The 19,806-nt window shown below is 44.8% G+C and carries 16 protein-coding genes; 14 read left to right on the top strand and 2 right to left on the bottom strand.

Annotation, left to right across the window (positions count from 1 at the left end):
* Positions 1-60: 60 nt before the first annotated feature.
* The 9 genes from pdhA (at position 61) to MKZ12_RS17475 (ending at position 12,208) form a co-directional block, all read left to right on the top strand.
* Positions 61-1,128, top strand: a complete 1,068-nt coding sequence (gene pdhA / locus MKZ12_RS17515) for a pyruvate dehydrogenase (acetyl-transferring) E1 component subunit alpha (protein WP_017688072.1) — start codon at positions 61-63, stop codon at positions 1,126-1,128.
* Positions 1,129-1,229: 101 nt separating this feature from the next.
* The gene (locus tag MKZ12_RS17510; RefSeq protein ID WP_339234470.1) at positions 1,230-2,207 is read left to right on the top strand and encodes an alpha-ketoacid dehydrogenase subunit beta; all 978 of its coding nucleotides are present in this window, start codon (positions 1,230-1,232) and stop codon (positions 2,205-2,207) included.
* A gap of 176 nt (positions 2,208-2,383) precedes the next feature.
* Complete coding sequence (locus tag MKZ12_RS17505) at positions 2,384-3,706, top strand: dihydrolipoamide acetyltransferase family protein (protein ID WP_339234468.1); 1,323 nt, start codon at positions 2,384-2,386, stop codon at positions 3,704-3,706.
* A 3-nt stretch (positions 3,707-3,709) separates the two neighbouring features.
* Positions 3,710-5,125: a dihydrolipoyl dehydrogenase gene (gene lpdA / locus MKZ12_RS17500; protein ID WP_024630356.1), complete on the top strand. Its 1,416-nt coding sequence runs from the start codon at positions 3,710-3,712 to the stop codon at positions 5,123-5,125.
* A 274-nt stretch (positions 5,126-5,399) separates the two neighbouring features.
* Entirely contained in the window at positions 5,400-6,194 is a 795-nt protein-coding gene (gene thyA, locus MKZ12_RS17495; RefSeq protein ID WP_076328531.1) for a thymidylate synthase, read from the top strand.
* Between the two features lie 233 nt (positions 6,195-6,427).
* On the top strand, positions 6,428-6,916 hold the full coding sequence (locus MKZ12_RS17490) for a dihydrofolate reductase (protein WP_339255829.1): 489 nt from the start codon (positions 6,428-6,430) through the stop codon (positions 6,914-6,916).
* A 615-nt stretch (positions 6,917-7,531) separates the two neighbouring features.
* Positions 7,532-9,019 (top strand): glutamate synthase subunit beta, encoded by a 1,488-nt coding sequence (locus tag MKZ12_RS17485; protein WP_339255827.1) that lies wholly within the window; start codon positions 7,532-7,534, stop codon positions 9,017-9,019.
* A gap of 232 nt (positions 9,020-9,251) precedes the next feature.
* The gene (locus tag MKZ12_RS17480; protein WP_339255825.1) at positions 9,252-9,743 is read left to right on the top strand and encodes a Fur family transcriptional regulator; all 492 of its coding nucleotides are present in this window, start codon (positions 9,252-9,254) and stop codon (positions 9,741-9,743) included.
* Between the two features lie 125 nt (positions 9,744-9,868).
* Positions 9,869-12,208, top strand: a complete 2,340-nt coding sequence (locus MKZ12_RS17475) for a DNA topoisomerase 3 (protein WP_339255822.1) — start codon at positions 9,869-9,871, stop codon at positions 12,206-12,208.
* 28 nt (positions 12,209-12,236) lie between these two features.
* Here the strand turns inward: MKZ12_RS17475 and MKZ12_RS17470 are convergent, their stop codons facing one another.
* Together MKZ12_RS17470 and MKZ12_RS17465 are read right to left on the bottom strand one after the other, a co-directional pair.
* Positions 12,237-13,001, bottom strand: a complete 765-nt coding sequence (locus MKZ12_RS17470; RefSeq protein ID WP_339234454.1) for an HAD family hydrolase — start codon at positions 12,999-13,001, stop codon at positions 12,237-12,239.
* A 49-nt stretch (positions 13,002-13,050) separates the two neighbouring features.
* Positions 13,051-13,971 carry a helix-turn-helix domain-containing protein gene (locus tag MKZ12_RS17465; protein WP_315935822.1) on the bottom strand — a complete coding sequence of 307 codons (921 nt, stop codon included), beginning with the start codon at positions 13,969-13,971 and terminating at the stop codon, positions 13,051-13,053.
* 208 nt (positions 13,972-14,179) lie between these two features.
* On the opposite strand from MKZ12_RS17465, the gene MKZ12_RS17460 reads away from it, so the two are divergent.
* The 5 genes from MKZ12_RS17460 to MKZ12_RS17440 all read left to right on the top strand — a co-directional run bounded on the left by MKZ12_RS17460 (position 14,180) and on the right by MKZ12_RS17440 (position 19,708).
* Positions 14,180-15,370, top strand: a complete 1,191-nt coding sequence (locus tag MKZ12_RS17460; protein WP_339234451.1) for an MFS transporter — start codon at positions 14,180-14,182, stop codon at positions 15,368-15,370.
* An 83-nt stretch (positions 15,371-15,453) separates the two neighbouring features.
* On the top strand, positions 15,454-16,179 hold the full coding sequence (locus MKZ12_RS17455; RefSeq protein WP_036613671.1) for an ATP-binding cassette domain-containing protein: 726 nt from the start codon (positions 15,454-15,456) through the stop codon (positions 16,177-16,179).
* A gap of 139 nt (positions 16,180-16,318) precedes the next feature.
* A complete protein-coding gene (locus tag MKZ12_RS17450; RefSeq protein WP_339234445.1) occupies positions 16,319-17,521 on the top strand; it encodes a hypothetical protein in 1,203 nt (400 codons plus the stop codon).
* Positions 17,514-18,212, top strand: coding sequence for a response regulator transcription factor (locus tag MKZ12_RS17445; RefSeq protein ID WP_017688086.1), 699 nt, complete (start codon positions 17,514-17,516; stop codon positions 18,210-18,212). Before MKZ12_RS17450 ends, MKZ12_RS17445 begins: the two co-directional genes overlap by 8 nt.
* The gene (locus MKZ12_RS17440) at positions 18,209-19,708 is read left to right on the top strand and encodes a HAMP domain-containing sensor histidine kinase (protein WP_339234443.1); all 1,500 of its coding nucleotides are present in this window, start codon (positions 18,209-18,211) and stop codon (positions 19,706-19,708) included. The genes MKZ12_RS17445 and MKZ12_RS17440 overlap by 4 nt, the downstream gene beginning before the upstream one ends.
* Positions 19,709-19,806: the final 98 nt, after the last annotated feature.

Below are 19,806 nucleotides of genomic sequence, written 5' to 3'. Positions count from 1 at the left end.
ATAATAATATTATAACAGCGGAACTTGATATTCAAATTTTTTGTTGAGGTGAAGAAAAAAATGAGCAAGGTTCCTTATGAAGTGTATACAGAGGATGTAGAAGCTCTGTCCGTGCTGTCTCCTGACGGCGAAATTGTTAACAAAGACATGATGCCTACACTTTCCGATGATCAATTAAAAGAAATTATGTACCGCATGGTATTTACCCGTACTTGGGATGACCGTGCAGTAAACCTGGGCCGTCAAGGTCGTCTTGGTTTCTATGCTCCAGTATCTGGTCAAGAAGCTACAATGGTTGGTAGTGAATTTGCAATTGAAAAAGAAGACTTTGTATGTCCTGGCTATCGTGACATTCCGCAACTCGTATGGCATGGACTTCCTCTTTATCAAGCATTCTTGTACTCCCGTGGACACCAACATGGTGGACAAATTCCAGATGGCGTTAATGTATTGATGCCACAAATCATCATTGGTGCACAAATTCTGCACGCAATGGGTATCGCTATGGGTTACAAATTGAAGAAACAAAAACAAGTTGTTATCACGTACACAGGTGATGGCGGTTCTTCTGAAGGTGACTTCTATGAAGGTCTGAACTACGCTGGTGTATACAAACTGCCTGTAATTTTCTTCGTGCAAAACAATGGTTATGCCATCACAACTCCTTTTGCTAAACAAACAGCAGCTCTGTCCATCGCTCACAAAGCGGTAGCAGCAGGAATCAAAGGTGTTAAAGTTGACGGTATGGACATCTTCGCTGTTATCAAAGCTGTTCAGGAAGCTGCTGAACGCGGACGTAACGGAGAAGGCGCAACATTGATCGAAGCAGTAACATACCGTTTCCGCCCTCACTCCCTTTCGGATGATGCTTCCAAGTATCGTACAAAAGAAGAAGAGGCTGAATGGTCTGCTAAAGATCCTATCGCACGTTTCGCTAAATATCTGGAGAAAAAAGGTCTTTGGACTGAAGAAGATACAGCACGTGTGAAAGAAGAAGCAAAAGCTAAAGTAAATGAAGAAATCAAAAAAGCGGAAAAAACCGAGAAAATGACGATTTCGGGCTTGATCGACAGCATGTTCGAACAAACGCCTAAGCACTTGGAAGAGCAAAAAGCTGATTTCCAATAAGTTTTTTCCGATAAAGCATAAACATCCGCGACTTTAATGTCCCGGTATACATGTACGAATTCAAATGTGAACTGTCAATGTTTAAGGAGGAAATGAAGCAAATGGCACAAATGAACATGAAAGAAGCAATCCGTGATGCGCTTCGCGTGGAGTTGAAACGTGATCCTAACGTTCTGCTTTTCGGTGAAGACGTAGGTAATGTAGGCGGCGTTTTCCGTGTAACGGAAGGTCTGCAAAAAGAGTTTGGCGAAGAGCGTGTATTTGATACACCACTGGCGGAGTCCGCTATTGGCGGTTTGGCTGTAGGTCTGGGTGTGCAAGGCTTCCGTCCGGTTGCTGAGATCCAATTCGTTGGTTTTATCTTCGAAGCCCTTGACCAAATGGTAGTGCAAGCTGCTCGTATGCGTTTCCGCTCCGGTGGAAAATACAATTCTCCAATCGTATTCCGTACACCATTCGGTGGCGGTGTAAAAGCGGCAGAATTGCATACAGATTCCCTGGAAGGTCTGCTCACGCAAACACCAGGTATCAAAGTAGTTGTTCCTTCTAACCCATACGATGCAAAAGGTCTGATGATCGCTTCTATTCGCGATAATGACCCTGTATTCTTCATGGAGCACTTGAACCTGTACCATGCTTTCCGTGCAGAAGTTCCTGAAGAAGACTACGTTGTTGAATTGGGTAAAGCGAACGTTGTTCGTGAAGGTTCCGATGTAACGATCATCACTTACGGTATGATGGTTCATACTTCTGTGAAAGCAGCAGAGGAACTCGAAAAACAAGGTATCAACGTTGAAGTTATCGACCTTCGTACGGTTAGTCCGATCGACATCGATACCATCGTTGCTTCTATTAAGAAAACAAACCGTGCAATTGTTGTACAGGAAGCTCAAAAGAGCGCAGGTGTTGCAGCTGAAGTCATTGCCCAAATCAATGAAAAAGCAATCCTGCACTTGGAAGCACCGGTTCTGCGTGTAGCTGGTCCGGATACTGTATATCCTTTTGCACAAATCGAAGATACATGGCTGCCTAACCCGGCACGTATCGTTGCTGCGGTTAACAAAGTCGTGAATTTCTAATCTAATCATCTGACATGCCGCAAGGCGCAGTATGGTGATTCACACCGCAGCGCAGGCTGCACTGTAAACAGCCATTAGCCCCTTGAGTAACAGTTATTTGCATTAGCAGTAACAGTTGGTTCTTGGAGTTAAGGGTTGTTTTCAGGATTGAGCACATAATCAAGGAGGTTTTTCAGTTGGCTAAATTTGAATATAAATTCCCTGAACTAGGCGAAGGCCTTCACGAAGGCGAAATCATCAAGATGCACATCAAAGTCGGGGACAAAGTAACTGACGATGATATCATCATGGAAGTACAGAACGACAAAGCGGTAGTTGAAGTACCTTGTCCGGTTAACGGAACTGTGACTGAAGTATTCGCTAAAGACGGTCAAGTCTGCCACGTTGGTGAAGTTGTTGCCATCATTGATGCAGAAGGTGAAATTCCTGAGCAAGAAGACGCTCCTGCTGGCGATCAAGGCGAGCAAGAGAAAGATGCAGCTCAAGGCGGAGCTGATACTAGCGGTTCTTCTGCAGCAGCTTCCAGCTCGGATTCAGCTAAAGAAGGCGGAAACAACAGCGTTCCGGCAGTACCTGCCAAAGACGTTCTGGCAACGCCAAGCGTGCGCAAATTTGCTCGCGAACAAGGTGTAGACATCGCTCAGGTTAACGGTACTGGCAACAACGGTAAAGTAACCAAAGAAGATGTTGAATCCTTCAAAAACGGTGGCGGTTCTTCCGCAGCGGCATCTTCCGAAGCTCCGGCTCAAGAAGAGAAAAAATCCGCAGCACCAGCAGCGGCTGCAGGTGAACAATACCTTGAAGAAGAGCGCGTACCATTCAAAGGTATCCGTAAAGCGATCTCTAACGCAATGGTTAAATCGGCTTACACAGCACCTCACGTTACAATCATGGACGAAGTGGACGTAACTGAACTGGTTGCTTTCCGTACTCGTATGAAACCTATTGCAGAGAAAAAAGGAACAAAAGTTACTTATCTGCCATTCATCGTTAAAGCACTGGTTGCGGCTTCCCGCCAATTCCCTGCTCTGAACGCTATGATTGATGAAGAAGCTAACGAAATTGTCTACAAAAAATACTACAACATCGGTATCGCAACAGATACAGACAACGGCTTGATCGTTCCTGTTATCAAAGATGCTGATCGCAAATCCATCTGGATGATCGCTGATTCAATCCGTGATCTGGCAGCTCGTGGACGTGACGGCAAATTGAGCGCGAATGAAATGAGAGGAAGCACAATCTCCATCAGTAACATCGGTTCTGCTGGCGGTATGTTCTTCACTCCAATCATCAACTTCCCTGAAGTTGCTATTCTCGGAACAGGACGCATCAGCGAAAAAGCAGTGATCAAAAACGGCGAAGTAGTTGCAGCACCTGTAATGGCTCTTTCCCTGAGCTTTGACCACCGTATCATCGATGGCGCAACAGCACAAAACTTTATGAATTACATTAAACAGCTGCTCGCTAACCCTGAGCTGCTTGTTATGGAGGTGTAAGATATGGTAGTAGGCGACGCTTCTCTCAATATCGACACATTAGTAATTGGTGCGGGTCCTGGCGGCTATGTAGCTGCCATCCGCGCTGCTCAACTTGGCCAAAGCGTATTGATCGTAGACAAATCCGAACTGGGCGGAGTTTGTTTGAACCGTGGATGTATTCCATCCAAAGCCCTGATCTCTGCTGCACACCAATATGAGTCTGCACTTCACGGTGAAGCTTTTGGTATCTCTGCTGAGAACGTAAAAGTGGACTTCAGCAAAACTCAAGAATTCAAAAACGGCGTTGTTAAGAAAATGACTGGCGGCGTAGCTGGTTTGCTCAAAGGCAACAAAGTTGAAGTTTTCAACGGTGAGTGCATGTTCATCAACGAAAACGAAGCTCGTGTATTCAATGACCACGAGTCTCCACGTTACAAATTTAAAAATGCAATTATTGCAACAGGTTCCCGTCCAATCGAACTGAAACCTTTCCCGTTTGGCGGACGCATTCTGTCTTCGACAGAAGCTCTGAACTTGCCTGAAGTACCAAAAAGCATGATCGTTATCGGTGGCGGATATATCGGTGCTGAGCTTGGTCAAATGTACTCTAAATTCGGTGCAAAAGTAACAATCATCGAAGGTTTGGATACAGTACTGCCAGGTTTCGATAAAGACATGACTAGCCTCGTGGCTAAAAACATGAAGAAAACAGGCATCGAAATCGTAACGGGTGCAAAAGCTGAAAGTGCTGAGCAAACGGATAAAGATGTAACTGTTAAATATTCTGTAAATGGTGAGTCCAAAGAAGTTACTGCAGACTACCTGTTGGTAACGGTTGGACGTCGTCCAAACACAGATGGTGAGCTTGGTTTGGACCTGATCGGTGTAGACGTTGACGAGCGTGGATTCGTTAAAGTTGACCACCAAGGTCGTACTAGCATTCCTCATATCTTCGCTATCGGTGACATCGTATCTGGTTTGGCTCTGGCACACAAAGCTTCTTATGAAGGTAAAGTGGCTGCTGAAGCAATCGCAGGACAACCATCTGTAGTTGACTACAAATGTATGCCGGCTGTTGTGTTCACAGATCCAGAGTGTTCCAGCGTAGGTTACACGGAGAAAGAAGCTAAAGAGAAAGGTTACAAAGTTAAAGCAGGCAAATTCCCTTATGCGGGTAACGGTCGTGCTGTATCTTTGAACCACGCTGAAGGCTTCGTGAAAATCGTAGCTGACGAGGAAAGCGGCCTTGTATTGGGTTGCCAAATTGTAGGTCTGGAAGCTTCTAACTTGATTGCTGAGCTTGGATTGGCAATTGAAATGGGCGCTACTTTGGAAGATCTGGCTCTCACAATTCACGCTCACCCAACTTTGGGCGAAATCGTGATGGAAGCTGCGGAATTGGTTATGGGTCACCCGATCCACATCATCTCCCGTTAAGATCATCTAAGCTTCGGATCCGTCCGGCATTATACGTATATCAAGAGGTGAATAGCGCTAACGCGTTATTCACCTCTTTTTTGTGAGTGTAGAACCTTCCGTAGAGTTATATCATGTACTTTGTGTCGTAAAACATAGGTCCGATTGAATGTGTTTTCAACTCTTTTTCCATCGTGCACAGTGTGATAAACTGTTAAGATGATCAGACATGATGTAACTCAGACCAATCTGGAACTGAGTGGCAACATATATAGAGATGCGAGGGGAAATCAACTTGAAAAACTATCTCGATTTATTACAGGATATTCTGAACAATGGCGTTCATAAAGGAGATCGTACGGGAACAGGAACACAATCCGTATTCGGCAGACAACTCCGTTATGATCTCTCCGAAGGATTTCCGCTGGTAACAACCAAACGAATTCATCTCAAATCGGTTATTCATGAACTGTTGTGGTTTTTGAGTGGCGATACCAATATATCTTATCTGAAAGAAAATGGTGTGAAGATCTGGGACGACTGGGCGGACGAAAATGGCGATCTGGGTCCGGTATATGGTTCACAATGGCGTACTTGGGAAGCACCAAATGGGGAGAAGATCGATCAGATCTCCGCAGTCATTGATTCAATTAAAAATAATCCAGATTCACGACGTCATCTTGTCAGCGCATGGAATGTGGCAGAGATCAATAATATGAAGCTTCCACCTTGTCACTTTGCGTTTCAGTTTTACGTTGCAGAGGGTAAATTATCATGTATGCTTACGATGCGTTCCGTGGATACATTCCTCGGGCTGCCTTTTAACATCGCGAGTTATGCGCTCTTAACTCATATGATCGCGCAGCAATGTGACCTTGAGGTGGGTGATTTCATCTGGTCTGGTGGGGATGTTCACATCTATTCCAACCATGTTGATCAGGTCAAAACTCAGCTGGAGCGTGAACCTTATGCGTTACCTAAGCTGGTAATCAAGCGTAAGCCCGATTCTATTTTTGATTATAAGTTTGAAGATTTCGAGTTTGAGAACTATCAGCATCATCCGGGCATCAAAGCTCCAATTGCAGTCTAATTATGTGTTCAATCTCGATAAGTGCGTGTTCAAAAAGTCTGGTTTTCAGTACCAAGAAGATGGAATGAAGCTAGAAATGGAGTAGCGGAGCGTAGGCAAACTACGTGAGCAACGGACATTTCGGTTGAATTTCAACTTCGACGCTGATGATGCCGCTAGGCATGATTCGTAATCAAAAGTGGATTTTTTGAACAACCTCTAGAAGAGACTTGGATTGAAGGAGTGTATTACCCTTGAGTATTGAATTGGTATGGGCAATGGGGGAGAACGGTGTGATCGGATTGAATAATACGATTCCATGGCGGTTACCCAAAGATATGGCCTTTTTCAAACAACGTACGTTAAACAAAACGATTATCATGGGACGTAACACGTGGGAATCTTTTGGCGGTAAGCCGCTTCCTCAGCGCCGTAATATCGTAGTGACAAGAGATCTGAACTACAAGGTGGAACAGGCTGAGATCGTTCATACGATTGAAGAAGGGCTGAGCGTAACCAAAGGTGAGGAACTGTGCGTAATTGGAGGTTCCCAAGTGTATCGCGAGTTCTTGCCCTTTGCAGATCGTCTTGTGGTGACCAAAATTCATGAGAATTTTGAGGGAGATACGTTTTTCCCCGACGTGGATTGGTCTGAATGGGAACTGATTGACCAGATTGAAGGCGAACAGGATGAAAAAAATGTTCACGCATATACGTTTGAATTTTATGAGCGTAAACAGTAAATATGGCATATAGGAATCCTGACTTCGGTCGTGGTTGTATGATGGGAGGCGCTGATTGCGAAATATTCGTGAACAGCGTCTTTTCTTTATAAAAAAATAAGCCATTTGTTTAGAATGGAATCCCTATTACATTAATATAACATGAATGATTGAAATTTATGTATATTATACATACGATTCAGCATTAAATAGTAAAAAAGTGTAAAAGATTTGGGGGTTTAACGTTGTGAAGCCCTAAAACAGGTCTGGAATTCGGAAATACGAACGATTCCTAGCAGAATATGTTGAATTTGATGACAAATTATCTAACATTTATATGACGTTTCGACTTATTAACTCTTTATCAAACACCAGATTTCGGAGTTCAAGACCACATTTAACGCCAAAATAAGGGTATTGACCATAGGTAGACTTCAAAGATATGATGTATAAAATACAAATAATTATGCGGATAATCCATTTAATATTCACCACAGTAAATGCTACTATAATTGAAATATCTTCGAGAAGATTTTGTGATACAATAGACAAAAACTCAAGTAATGAGTAATCCATTTCATATAGAACCATGCACATGAAGGGATTAAGACAAGAACGGATGGGGGAAAACGTAAGATGTCTACACCTACTGGATTTATGGAATACAAACGTCAACTGCCAGCGGATCGTGAGCCAGCGGAGCGGATCAAGGATTGGGAAGAGTTTCATAAACACATGGCTGAAGAAGAACTCAGAACACAAGGTGCACGATGCATGGATTGTGGTACCCCGTATTGCCATACAGGTATAGATATGACTGGCGGCACGTCAGGTTGCCCCGTGCATAACCTGATTCCGGAATGGAATAATCTTGTATATCGCGGACTGTGGAGAGAAGCACTTGAGCGCCTTCACAAAACCAATAATTTCCCGGAATTTACAGGTCGCATCTGTCCAGCTCCTTGTGAAGGATCTTGTACAGTTGGCTTAATCGGTCAGCCTGTAACCATCAAAACGATTGAAGAAGCAATTATTGAAAAAGGTTTCGAAGAAGGATGGGTCGTTCCGGAGCCTCCTGAAAAACGTACGGGTAAACGTGTAGCTGTGGTAGGTTCAGGTCCAGCTGGCTTGGCAACTGCGGCTCAGTTGAATAAAGCGGGACATTTGGTAACGGTATATGAGCGTTCGGATCGTGTTGGCGGATTGCTGATGTACGGTATCCCAACGATGAAATTGGATAAAAAGGTCGTTCAACGTCGTGTTGATCTGCTTGAAGCAGAAGGGATCCAATTCATTACAAACACCGAGATCGGTAAAGATATTGCAGCACAACAACTGGTGGATGAATATGACGCTGTTGTATTGTGCGGTGGTGCAACGAAGCCGCGTGAATTCAATATTGAAGGCAGCGACTTGAAAGGCGTTCATTACGCCATGGATTTCCTGAATGGCAGCATTAAGAGCTATCTCGACTCCAATCTGGAAGATGGTCAATATCTGTCCGCTAAGGACAAAGATATTATCGTCATTGGTGGCGGTGATACAGGATCTGACTGTGTAGCTACATCGCTGCGTCATGGTTGTCGTACGATCACTCAATTTGGTACGCATACCCAAGCACCTATGGAACGTGATCGCATTAACAACCCTTGGCCACAATTCCCGAACGTATACACACTTGATTATGCACAAGAGGAAGCCAAAGCATTGTTTGGTCAAGATCCGCGTGAATTCTCCATCATGACAACGAAATTTGTTGGAGACGATGAGGGGAACCTCAAAGAATTGCATACAGTACAGATCGAGCGTATTGTGGATGAAACTGGTCGCAAGATTTATCAGCCGATTCCTGGTACAGAGCGTGTATTCCCGGCTCAGATGGCCATGATTGCCATTGGTTTTGATGGACCGGAACAAACGTTGGTAGAGCAATTGGGTCTTGCAACAGATCGTCGTACTAACGTTAAGGCACGTTACGGCAAATACAACACCAATGTGGATAAAGTATTCGCAGCAGGTGACATGCGTCGTGGCCAAAGCTTGGTTGTATGGGCAATTAATGAAGGCCGTGAGGCTGCTCGTGAAGTGGACAAATACTTGATGGGTGCTTCGGTTCTGGTGTAAAAAGTATAGATCGAGATATCAATGACAACCTTCGCGATCAGCGAGGGTTGTTTGCTGTTATTTTAACCAATTTCACTACATATTTCATATAAGTGTGAGCAATAGCATTGCTTTTTACATGATAAAGATTTATTATTATATTATAATAATTATAAATAAGGATTGAATGAAACCACGAATCCGTACGATAAAAGCAAATTTCAATGAATATAAACCGGAGGTGCGACCTGCTATGGCAAGTAACCGGGACAAGTCCATTTCAGAACAGATATTTCACATTAAAAATCAATTGGTTGAAAAAGGATATAAGTTAACACAACAACGGGAAGTTACTGTACGTGTGTTGCTTGAACATGAAAAGGATCATTTTAGTGCAGAGGAAGTTTTCCTCTTGGTTAAAGAGCAGTTCCCTGAGATCGGATTGGCTACGGTATACCGAACTCTCGAACTGCTGAGTGATCTTCAGGTCGTTGAAAAGATTAACTTTGGGGATGGTGCTGCGCGCTTCGATCTGCGAAGTACAGATGGTTCTCATCATCACCATCACTTGATCTGTACCGAATGTGGGAAAGTAGAAGAGATCATGGAAGATGGTCTGCTTCGTTTGGAACAACAGATAGAGCGTCAGTATGGCTTTGCTGTCACGGATCATCGTCTGGATTTCCAAGGTGTATGCAAAGAGTGCAGACAAAAACATGTACTGAAAGAACAGGCTGCAGTTTAATTCATTCTGGGAGGGTGCTCCCGAATCCAAAATCTGATATAATATGTATCAGAAGCAAGGGGCTTCCGTCGGCGGAAGGCCCCTTTTTGCCGTCATGCGGACGGTGAAGGAGGAGAGATGGACGGATGAAGACACTGGTTATAGCGGAAAAACCCGACATGGGTCGAACCATTGCCGCCGTCATAGAACCAAAGGCCAAGAACAATCGCACCTATCTGGAGGGTGAGCATTACATCATCACATGGGCGATAGGGCATTTGCTTGGACTGGCTGAACCGGATGCCTATGATACGAAGTACAAGCGTTGGAATATAGCGGACCTGCCGATCATACCCGATCAGTTCAAGATTGTACCCAATCCGAGAACGAAAGATCAGCTCAAAATGATTGGAGAACTGGCGAAACGGGCTTCAGCGATCGTTAATGCTTGCGATGCAGGGAGAGAAGGGCAGTACATCTTCGCTCTTATACAACAGCAATTGAAGCTGCGTCAGCCTGTAAAGCGTTTATGGATATCGGATTTGACAGCAGAAAGCATTAGGCGTGGTTTTGATGGTCTGAAGGATGCCTCTGAATTTGAAAATTTGACCCATGCTGCTCGCGCCAGAAGTGAAGCCGATTGGCTGATTGGTATGAATGCCTCACGGGCATTTACAACCCGTCATAATGCATTGTTGTCTGTAGGCCGTGTGCAGACCCCGGTACTTGCGCTAATCTACGATCGGGAAATAGAGATTGAAGCGTTCCAGTCGCAGACCTTTTATGAAGTGGCCGCCTGGTTTCGGCAGGAAGGTGTCGAGTACCGGGGACTGCGTCAAGGAGATAAGTTGACAGATGCGGAGGCAGCAGAGGCCATTGCAGCCAGTGTGAAGGGCAAGACAGGGCAGATTACCAAATATGAAGCGAAGCAGACGAAGGAGTATCCGTATCGTTTGTATGACCTGACCCTTTTACAGCGTGAAGCCAATGCCAAATTCGGATATGGTGCCAAAAAAACACTGGATATCGCACAGGCCTTGTATGAAAAACACAAGGTAATTTCGTATCCGCGGACGAACTCCAACTATGTTACGGAACAGAATATTGAAGGTATGCACAAAACGCTAAACCTGCTTAAAAATGGTACCTATAGTGAGCTTGCGCAAGGGGCTAAGCCAGAGCTTGTTCATAAGAATAATAAAGGGGTATGTAATCCGAGCAGGGTTGAAGATCACCATGCGATCCTACCTACTTTGAAGCGACCAGGTACCTTATCCAAGGATGAGCAGAACATCTATGATTTGATAGTAAGACGTTTCTTGTCTCACTTTTATCCTCCGGCGGAGTATAAGCAACATACCGTGCTCACCGAAGTGGAGAAACATCAGTTTAAGACATCTGTCAAAGAGCTGCTGTCCCTCGGATGGAAAGTGGTTCTCGGTTCCGGAGATCAGGAACAGGGCGGGGCAGGCAAGAAGAAGACCAAGAAAAACGGCAATGAAGAAGAGGAAGCTGAAGAGTGGACGGACAAGGCTTTTAGCGTACAACCTGAATTGCCTGTTCAATGTACGAAGAGTGAGTTCAAGGAGAAGGCGACCCAGCCTCCCAAAAGTTATACCGAGGGAACATTGCTGAAAGCGATGGAAAGTGCAGGCAAACAGATCGAGAATGAAGAGCTGCGAGATGCGATGAAAGACAGTGGTTTGGGTACTCCGGCTACACGTGCTGCTACAATTGAGCGCCTCAAAAACGTAGGTTACATTACGATGCAGGGGAAAAAAATGCAGTTAACGCTCAAAGGAAGAACGGCTATCGAATTGATTCGCCGAGCAGGCGTAGATCTGTTAACCTCACCCGAGATGACAGGCCAATGGGAAAGAAGATTATATCAGATTTCCAAAGGTGAGGCGGGGCAGGACAAGTTCATGGAGAACGTTAAGAAATTTACGTTGTCCATCATTGAGAAGGTGCGTGTGCAAGCCCCGGCGCCGGCAGATGCTTTTGGAGAAGATTCGCGTGCAGGCAGGGGGAAAGGCAAGGGAGCCAGAACCCAGGCAGGTAATGCAAGGACATCAGCCAAGACAGCTAGTGGCGGTTCAACTGTAAAAACGTCCCGTCAGACTTCGGCATCTTCATCGAGAGCCAGCAGTGCGAAAAGCACCACCAACAAGGCGCCATCTTCAACTGCGAGCCCAACCGGAGTGAGAGAGTTACTGGCACCTTGTCCTTCTCCCGGCTGTACAGGTCAGATTATAGAGGGCAAGAAGGGTTATGGATGCTCACGTTTCAAGGAAGGATGTTCGTTTGTGGTATGGAAAGAGTATGCGGGCAAGAAAATCACCAGTACGATGTTAAAATCGCTGATTGAGAAGGGGAGTACCCAGGTCCTATCGTTCAAACGAAAAGACGGGAGTACCGTGAAGGCACGTATTATTTTGCAAGACGTGGTAACAGGCAAGTTATCTGGTGAGAAACAGGATGCTTGATGTTAGTCATGATAAAGTAAAAGGACCCTTATCCAAGGGTCCTTTTTTGTTGCTGCTGTTGTATATTTTCGTGTATGACTTTGGGTACCTCTTCCAGTGCAGTGATGGTATACATCGATGTTTCCGGATTGGGTTGAAGTTCTACGATGTTGTATTGCCATTCATTTGGTTGTTTGATATATATGCTGTGTATTCCGGCTTTTACCGCGGGCATAATGTCTGTCCGCAGTGAGTTGCCAATCATCCATGTCGCACGACGATCAAACGGACCGTTAGACAGAATGCCTTCCAGTGCCTCTATGTTTTTGTGTTGTCGGATATAGATCCGATCATCAAAATACGCCGAGAGTTTCATCTGATCAATCTTACGCTGCTGGATCACAGTTTCGCCGCCGGTATATAAGTAGAGGGAATGTCCTGCGCCTTTGAGGTTCTCAAGCGTTTCAACCATATGAGGATAGGGTTCAACTTCCTGTTCGTACACGCTCATACCCAACTTGCTCAGATAAGATTCTTCTCTGGGAGAAGTTGATCTGGCAAACTTCCCAGAAAAGTAACGATAGGTATCAATCAGGGATTGCGGGAAATGGTGACTTGCAAAGCCAAGCTTGTCCACTCCGGTTACATCAATCTCCAGCTGTTTCTCACGGATCTCTTGCGTTGTCAAAGAATGTCCATCAAACCACTCCTGCATATTCTCAAAGAATTCTCCCAAAATCAGGTTGAAATATTTATTGCAGTATACGAGTGTATCATCAAGGTCAAACAAAATATGTTGTTTCATTAATTTCATGATCTAACTCACTCCTTGTAGCCAGCAACTCCACATTGGGTCAAATGAATTATATGCGAATGTAAGATTCCAGAAACATATTCAATTCAGATACGCCATCTGGGCGAATACTGTATTTCTCTTTACGGTTGCTTCCGAGCAGATGAGTTCGCAGCAGACCTGCGATGCGCAGCGCCATCACCTGATCTTTGACCGTATCTTCGTCTTTGCCCAATTCTTCACACATCTCAGCGAGAGACTTGGGTTCATCCGATACGTAACGAAGCAGGCGAAGTCTTTCGGGATCAGCCAGTGCATGGGTGAATCGTAAAAGGCATGTTGGCGGCTGATCTTCATTTTCTTCAGGTGCATCTACCGGATACTGCATAATCATCATTCCCTCATAGAAGCAGTACATATTAATAGGGCGATTGTGCACCGTTGGAAACAGGATAACTTCGTTCAGTCCAGGCATCGGTTCAACAAGAACGCCCGCTGTAGCATATTCAATAAGCAGTTCAGAGCCCATTTTATCAAGCAAAATGCGTTTTTCCTCGGCATCTTCTTCCAGCCATACACGCTGATCTTCGCTCATATTCTGGCAGTAGTGTTCATCCCATAGTCGCAATAATGGGACATAACTGTTCCGAATGCGTGTAGATTCTTCTATTGTAAGTGCGGGCAGAAGAGGAGACACACGTGCATATAGGTCTTCCGCTGTCATTCCGGCAAGCATGTCCAGGAAATCACGATTCTCTGATGTATCATTTTGATATGCTGCCCATGCAAACAAAACATCAAAATCATCAAAAGGCCAAGTGGCAGCAGGTGCGAGCGCAGCTCGTACATTGGAACTTAGTTTGCCTTCCACTTCCAGAATCCATTCAGGACCAATATCCAGATGCTGAATCCATTTTTTCGTGACATAAACCAGAAAGCTGTTAAGCATTTCATATATCGGTGAAACATCAATTTTCACATGATAAGCCATAATGTTGCAGAATCCTCCCGTCACATCTAAATGTACGCAGCGACTTAACTACTATTATGGCTTGTTTTGCAGGGCGTTGTCCACTATAATGTTCAAGTCCGGGGCAAAGCCCTGGTCTATGAATAGCAGTTTAAAACCATATGTATAACATACGAAAGTCGTCAGCGATGGCGATTTTTCTTTGTGTGCTTGCAGGAGGAATGAATTCGTGTCATCGATTACTCGTCCCAAACGATCACACTCGACAGCCAATTATCTGATTCTGATTACGGTTATTGTGGTGGCGGGCATAAGTCAAGGGCTTTTGCTTCCTGTGCTTTCGATTTTTTTGGAGCAAAAAGGGGTTTCACCAGGTTTAAACGGATTAAACGCTGCCGCCTTGTACGTTGGTTCATTTGCCATGACGTTAGTTGCGGAGCGACTACTGGGTGCATTGGGGTTCAAAAAGCTGATTGTAGGCGGCCTGTTATTGGTCATGGTTCCTTTGATCCTGTTTCCTTATTTACCGGATATTAAAATATGGTTCATTTTACGTCTGGTCGTTGGAATAGGAGATAGCGCACTACATTATGCGGCCCAGCTCTGGGTGCTGCTTGTTACTGCACCTGAAAAGCGTGGACGTTACATATCGTTATATGGCATGTCCTACGGTCTCGGATTCAGTATTGGTCCTCTCGGAATAAAGCTGCTTGGCTTCGGTGATGCTGTCCCTTTCTGGGTCTTGTTCATCTGTATTGCAGCAGTACTTATCCTAGTATTAATGAAGCTTCCGGATACGAAACCGGAAAAAGCAGAGCATGGCCAACTGCCGGAACGTCGCTTCCGTCGCAGTCTGGCATGGGCCTGGTATGCACTTTTACCAGCACTCTTATACGGATATATGGAGGCCGGTATGAATAGCAACTTCCCCGTGTACGGCCTTCGGATTGGATTCGATACCAATCAGATTTCATCGTTGCTTCCATTTATCGGTATTGGAGGTTTGTTCCTTCAATTGCCCCTCGGAATGTTGAGTGACCGATATGGGCGTAAGAAGATATTGATGTTTGCGGGCATCAGTGGGGGGATTGTATTCATGCTGGTTCCTGTTGCAGGTACGCACTTCTGGTGGACACTTGTATTGTTAACGATCGCAGGTGGTCTGGTCGGTTCCTTTTTCTCATTGGGCTTGGCCTATGCCGCAGACATTTTGCCTAAAGTGTTGCTGCCCGCAGCCAACGTGGTGGCATCCTTTCATTTCACGATTGGAAGCATTATCGGACCGAATCTGGGTGGTCAGATGATCAACTGGATCTCACCCGGAAGTATGTTCACACTGCTTGGAATCATGTACCTTCTTTTTGGTGTGGCAGGTATATTATTTCGTCGTAAACCTGAGTTCGAATCTGTGTTAAAATAGAAGCTGGTGTTCGCATGGAAATTGATGTCCATTTCCGAGTACACTAGTGGTAGGGAAAAACATGGACAAGAGGAGACATCGCGATGATCAGAGTAGAGAACTTGAGTAAATCCGTTGGCGTGGACCGCGTTCCCGTTCTGCGGGATATTCGATTTGATATGCAACAAGGTGAGATGATTGCTGTCGTTGGTTCAAGCGGCAGCGGTAAGAGCATGTTGCTTAAATGTTTGGCCATGATGGAAAAATGGGATTCTGGCCGATTCACGGTGGATGGTGCCGAGATCTTGAAAGAAGGCTGGTCTGGAAAACGGAAAATCAAACGGGAATGGGCATACTTGGAGCAAAATCCTGAGTTATTCCCCAGACGTACAGCTCTTAAAAATGTATTAATCGGGCGATCGGGTCAGACTCCAGTATGGAGAATGGTAACCGGTATGGTACGTTCCGATGATTATATGGGTGCTATGGATTATCTCGAAGGATTGGGATTACTCGATAAGGCACATCAAATCGCAGAAAAGCTTAGTGGTGGCGAGAAGCAGCGTGTTGCCATTGCAAGAGCACTTGCTCATGGTGCCAAAGTGGTTCTGGCCGACGAACCTGTGATTGGTCTTGACCCTCACACGGCAGATTCGGTGCTGGAAACATTGCGCAAATTATGTGAAGAAGAACGTGCTACAGTCATTGCAGTACTGCCTATTGAGCTTGCTGAGAAACATGCCACGCGGATCTGGGGATTGGCAGAAGGCAAGATTGCTTTTGATATTCGTGGACGGAGACTGACGCAGCAAGAAAAAAACCAGATTTAAACTATTGAAAAGAGTGATGAGATTGTTTAATTCACGGTGGGGACGCTTCATTGCAGCAGGAACTATGGCAATTATGCTTGGTTCTGTTCTGAGCGGATGCACAGTCATAAGTGACCCCAAGGGTTTGATGAGAAAACCAATGATGTCCACAGATAAGGAAAAACTATACAACGTGGTTCAGCTTAAATTACCACCAGAGAGCACCTTGATCCGTCCCAAGGATATGAATAACACCAGTATGATTCGGGTAGAAGACCTGAATGGGGATGGAACTCGAGAAGCAATTGTCTTTTATGAGACACCAAACGAGAATGTGCGAATCCATGGCATGATTTTGGAAGAGCAGGGAGGCGCATGGGTTAAAAAGCTTACATTTGATGTGCCGGGAAATGAGCTGCAATCCTTTAAAGTATTGGATATTACGAATGATGGGAATCCGGATATTATTCTTGGTGTAAGTTTACAGGAGCAGAAAGCTTTGACTGCCTACTCTTATAAAGGCGGGGCGCTGGAGCAGGTTCTGGGCGGAGTACCATATAACCAGTATATTATTGATGATGCGCAGGGAAACACGCTGGATTTGAGTGGGGACGGCAAGAGCGATTTTGTTATCATTTCGCTCAACAACAGCGGCTTTGCAACCACTGCTTTATATCAGTATGAAGATGGCAGCTTCAAGGAAGTTGATCGGGTGCAGACCGATTATACGGTTAAAGAAGTTTATAGTGCTCTTGGTGGAGAGATCTCCAAAGGACAAATGGGGATTGTACTGGATATTGAGCTGGATGATCGGAGTTCCTTCTCGCAAATCATGTATGTTAAGGATAACAAGTTAATTAATGCTTTTAAATCACCGGATCAAACGTATAGAGATGACAAAATTTTAAGCGGTGATGTCGATAATGATGGTATTATTGAGTTTGGACTTAAAGAGACTCCAAAAGGTTGGGAGCATTACGTTTTTGACTCCAGGTTGTGGTTCTATACCTATTATCAATGGGATGGCAAAGAAGGCAAGAAATTTGTCTCGTTCCAATTCCGGGATGATGCTGATTTATTTCATCTAAATCTCAAGCCAGAGTGGTACGGTAAGATCACTATAGACACCAAATCGGAAAAGGAAAAATATATTCGATTTAAAATGATTGATACGGATGAAACCGTGGCAGAGATCAAATATTTCACCCTTTCCAAGTGGGAACAGGAGAAGGGTAAAAGCTGGAAGGAAATTACGCGTACCAAAGATCGGGTTATTGCTTCACGAGTAGCACAATCAGAGGCGGGTAAAGATGCACTGAGCAATATTTCTCAGCTGAATAGAAAGGGAGAACTTAATGAGTAAAGTACTTATTCTTGAGGATGAAGAATCCATCCGCAGTTTTATAGTGATTAATTTAAAGAGAAACGGATTCGAAGTGCTTGAAGCGGGTGACGGTCATGAAGCGCTTCGCATACTGCAAACAGTACCGGATATTGATCTGGCTCTGCTTGATGTCATGGTACCAGGTATTGATGGATTCGAGGTGTGTCGACGGATCCGTGAAACAAATGAACGTCTGGGCATCATCTTTTTGACCGCGAAAGTTCAGGAGCAGGATAAAGTGTACGCACTCTCCGTTGGTGCAGATGATCACGTAAGCAAGCCTTTCAGCCCAACAGAGTTGATTGCACGTATTCAGTCGTTATTACGCCGTGTGAACGTGCATCGGGAAACTGCGGCGAAGGTTACGTTCCAGTCCGGACCATTTTCGCTGGACCTCATTTCGAAGCAATTTAAGAAACAAAATGAAGCCATTGAGCTGACTCCAACGGAGTTTTCCCTGATTCAGTTTTTCCTGGAAAAAGAGAATACACCGCTCAGCCGCGATGTATTGTTAGATCATGTATGGGGAAAAGAGTACATGGGTGATCCCAAAATTGTGGATGTTAACATTCGTCGTTTGCGTCAAAAAATTGAGAACAATCCTTCCGAGCCCGAATACCTGCAGACTGTATGGGGTCACGGGTACAAATGGAAGGGCCGGGAGCAATGATTAAAAAAGGCATTACACGGCAGATCGTACTACATTATTTCTTTGTAGTTTTTCTTGCTCTGCTGTTGGTCGAATTCGTATTTATGTTAGCAGTGCAAAGGTATTATTATGAAAGTATCTACAATACGATTAGTACCCACATTTCCAATTCAAAGGACTTTTTCGAGCCGATCGCTCGTGAGAATAACACGGAAGATGGCAATAATCTGTCCAGATTAATTGTAAATTTGGCACTGTCCAATACTGAATTGGAAATTTTGGATCTGAACGGGCGTGTATTGGCAAGTTCAACTGCTTTTGAATCCGACCGTGCGGTGCTGCAAACAAGTGATATTATGCAGGCTTTGAACGGGGATATGGGGCGCTGGATTGGAAGACAACCAGGTACTGGAGAATCTGTCATGGCCGTTTCACATAAGTTTGATCTTGGCGGCGAAAATACGTATGTTATTCGGTACCTTACATCGCTTGAAAATGTGAACTCCAAACTACTGAATATGGGAATGCTTGCAATTGCGGTCGGTATTGGCGTGCTTGCTATCGTTTTGATCATTAGTATTGGGATGGCGAATTCCATTGTACGTCCAATCAACAACATCACCGCAGTCTCTGCCCAAATGGCCAGAGGACGGCTGGATGTCAGGGTAAAGGGGAATTACAAGCACGAACTGGGCGAATTGGCATCAACACTTAATTTCATGGCACATGAGATTGTGCGCAGCAATCAGATCAAGGATGATTTTATCTCGTCGATCTCCCATGAATTAAGAACACCGCTGACCAGTATCAAGGGCTGGAGCGAGACACTGGACTCAGGCGGTTATGATCCGGAAGAAACCCGTATCGGCATGGGTATCATTTCCAAAGAAACCGAACGATTGATTGGACTGGTCGAAGAGATGCTGGATTTCTCCAAATTGCAGCAGAATCAGATGAAGCTGGTTAAAGGAACGGTCAACATACGTGAAATTGTGCAGGAAACGATGTTGAATGTCTGGGCCAAAGCGGAACAAAAACAGGTTCATCTGAAGCTGGAAACAGACGAGACTCGAGCTTATAATGTCCATGGAGACGGGAATCGACTGAAACAAGTCTTTTTAAACATTGTAGATAATGCGATCAAATTTTCACATGAGAATTCCTGGATTTTCTTGTCTGTTAAAGAAGAGAATGGTCAGATTATTGCAGCGGTTCAAGACACCGGTATCGGAATTAGTGAAGAACACCTGATTAAAGTACGGGATCGCTTCTTCCAGGTCAATCATCAAAATGGGGGAACGGGACTGGGACTTGCGATTACGCAAGAACTGGTTGAACTGCATGAGGGAACAATTACGATGCAGAGTGAACTTGGATCGGGTACAATCGTTACGGTGACGTTACCGGCTGTGGCTGATGAGACGGGTACAGAAGAATCTGTAACGCAGTCTGGTGATCATGCATTGCCTGAAGAACGAGCAGCAAGTGATGTAAAATTGGATCAGGAAAAGTCTTAAGCTTGAATCCATTTGCGATCACCGACCAGGTCTGCTTCACAATATTCATATCAATATCAAAAAGGCGAGCCATCCAAGGCTCGCCTTTTTTGTATAAC

This window comes from Paenibacillus sp. FSL R5-0713, assembly GCF_037973325.1.
Lineage (GTDB): Bacteria > Bacillota > Bacilli > Paenibacillales > Paenibacillaceae > Paenibacillus.
Note: the sequence above shows the minus strand (reverse complement) of the source record. Positions and strands in the feature narration are given on the sequence as shown.

Excerpts from the sequence above, each read along its gene's own strand:
- MKZ12_RS17510 (WP_339234470.1), top strand. The coding sequence starts at position 1,230 with ATGGCACAAATGAACATGAAAGAAGCAATCCGTGATGCGCTTCGCGTG.
- lpdA (WP_024630356.1), top strand. The coding sequence starts at position 3,710 with ATGGTAGTAGGCGACGCTTCTCTCAATATCGACACATTAGTAATTGGT.
- MKZ12_RS17475 (WP_339255822.1), top strand. The coding sequence starts at position 9,869 with ATGAAGACACTGGTTATAGCGGAAAAACCCGACATGGGTCGAACCATT.
- MKZ12_RS17450 (WP_339234445.1), top strand. The coding sequence starts at position 16,319 with ATGATGTCCACAGATAAGGAAAAACTATACAACGTGGTTCAGCTTAAA.
- MKZ12_RS17455 (WP_036613671.1), top strand. The coding sequence starts at position 15,454 with ATGATCAGAGTAGAGAACTTGAGTAAATCCGTTGGCGTGGACCGCGTT.
- MKZ12_RS17440 (WP_339234443.1), top strand. The coding sequence starts at position 18,209 with ATGATTAAAAAAGGCATTACACGGCAGATCGTACTACATTATTTCTTT.
- MKZ12_RS17470 (WP_339234454.1), bottom strand. The coding sequence starts at position 13,001 with ATGAAATTAATGAAACAACATATTTTGTTTGACCTTGATGATACACTC.
- pdhA (WP_017688072.1), top strand. The coding sequence starts at position 61 with ATGAGCAAGGTTCCTTATGAAGTGTATACAGAGGATGTAGAAGCTCTG.
- MKZ12_RS17465 (WP_315935822.1), bottom strand. The coding sequence starts at position 13,971 with ATGGCTTATCATGTGAAAATTGATGTTTCACCGATATATGAAATGCTT.
- MKZ12_RS17480 (WP_339255825.1), top strand. The coding sequence starts at position 9,252 with ATGGCAAGTAACCGGGACAAGTCCATTTCAGAACAGATATTTCACATT.
- MKZ12_RS17445 (WP_017688086.1), top strand. The coding sequence starts at position 17,514 with ATGAGTAAAGTACTTATTCTTGAGGATGAAGAATCCATCCGCAGTTTT.
- MKZ12_RS17485 (WP_339255827.1), top strand. The coding sequence starts at position 7,532 with ATGTCTACACCTACTGGATTTATGGAATACAAACGTCAACTGCCAGCG.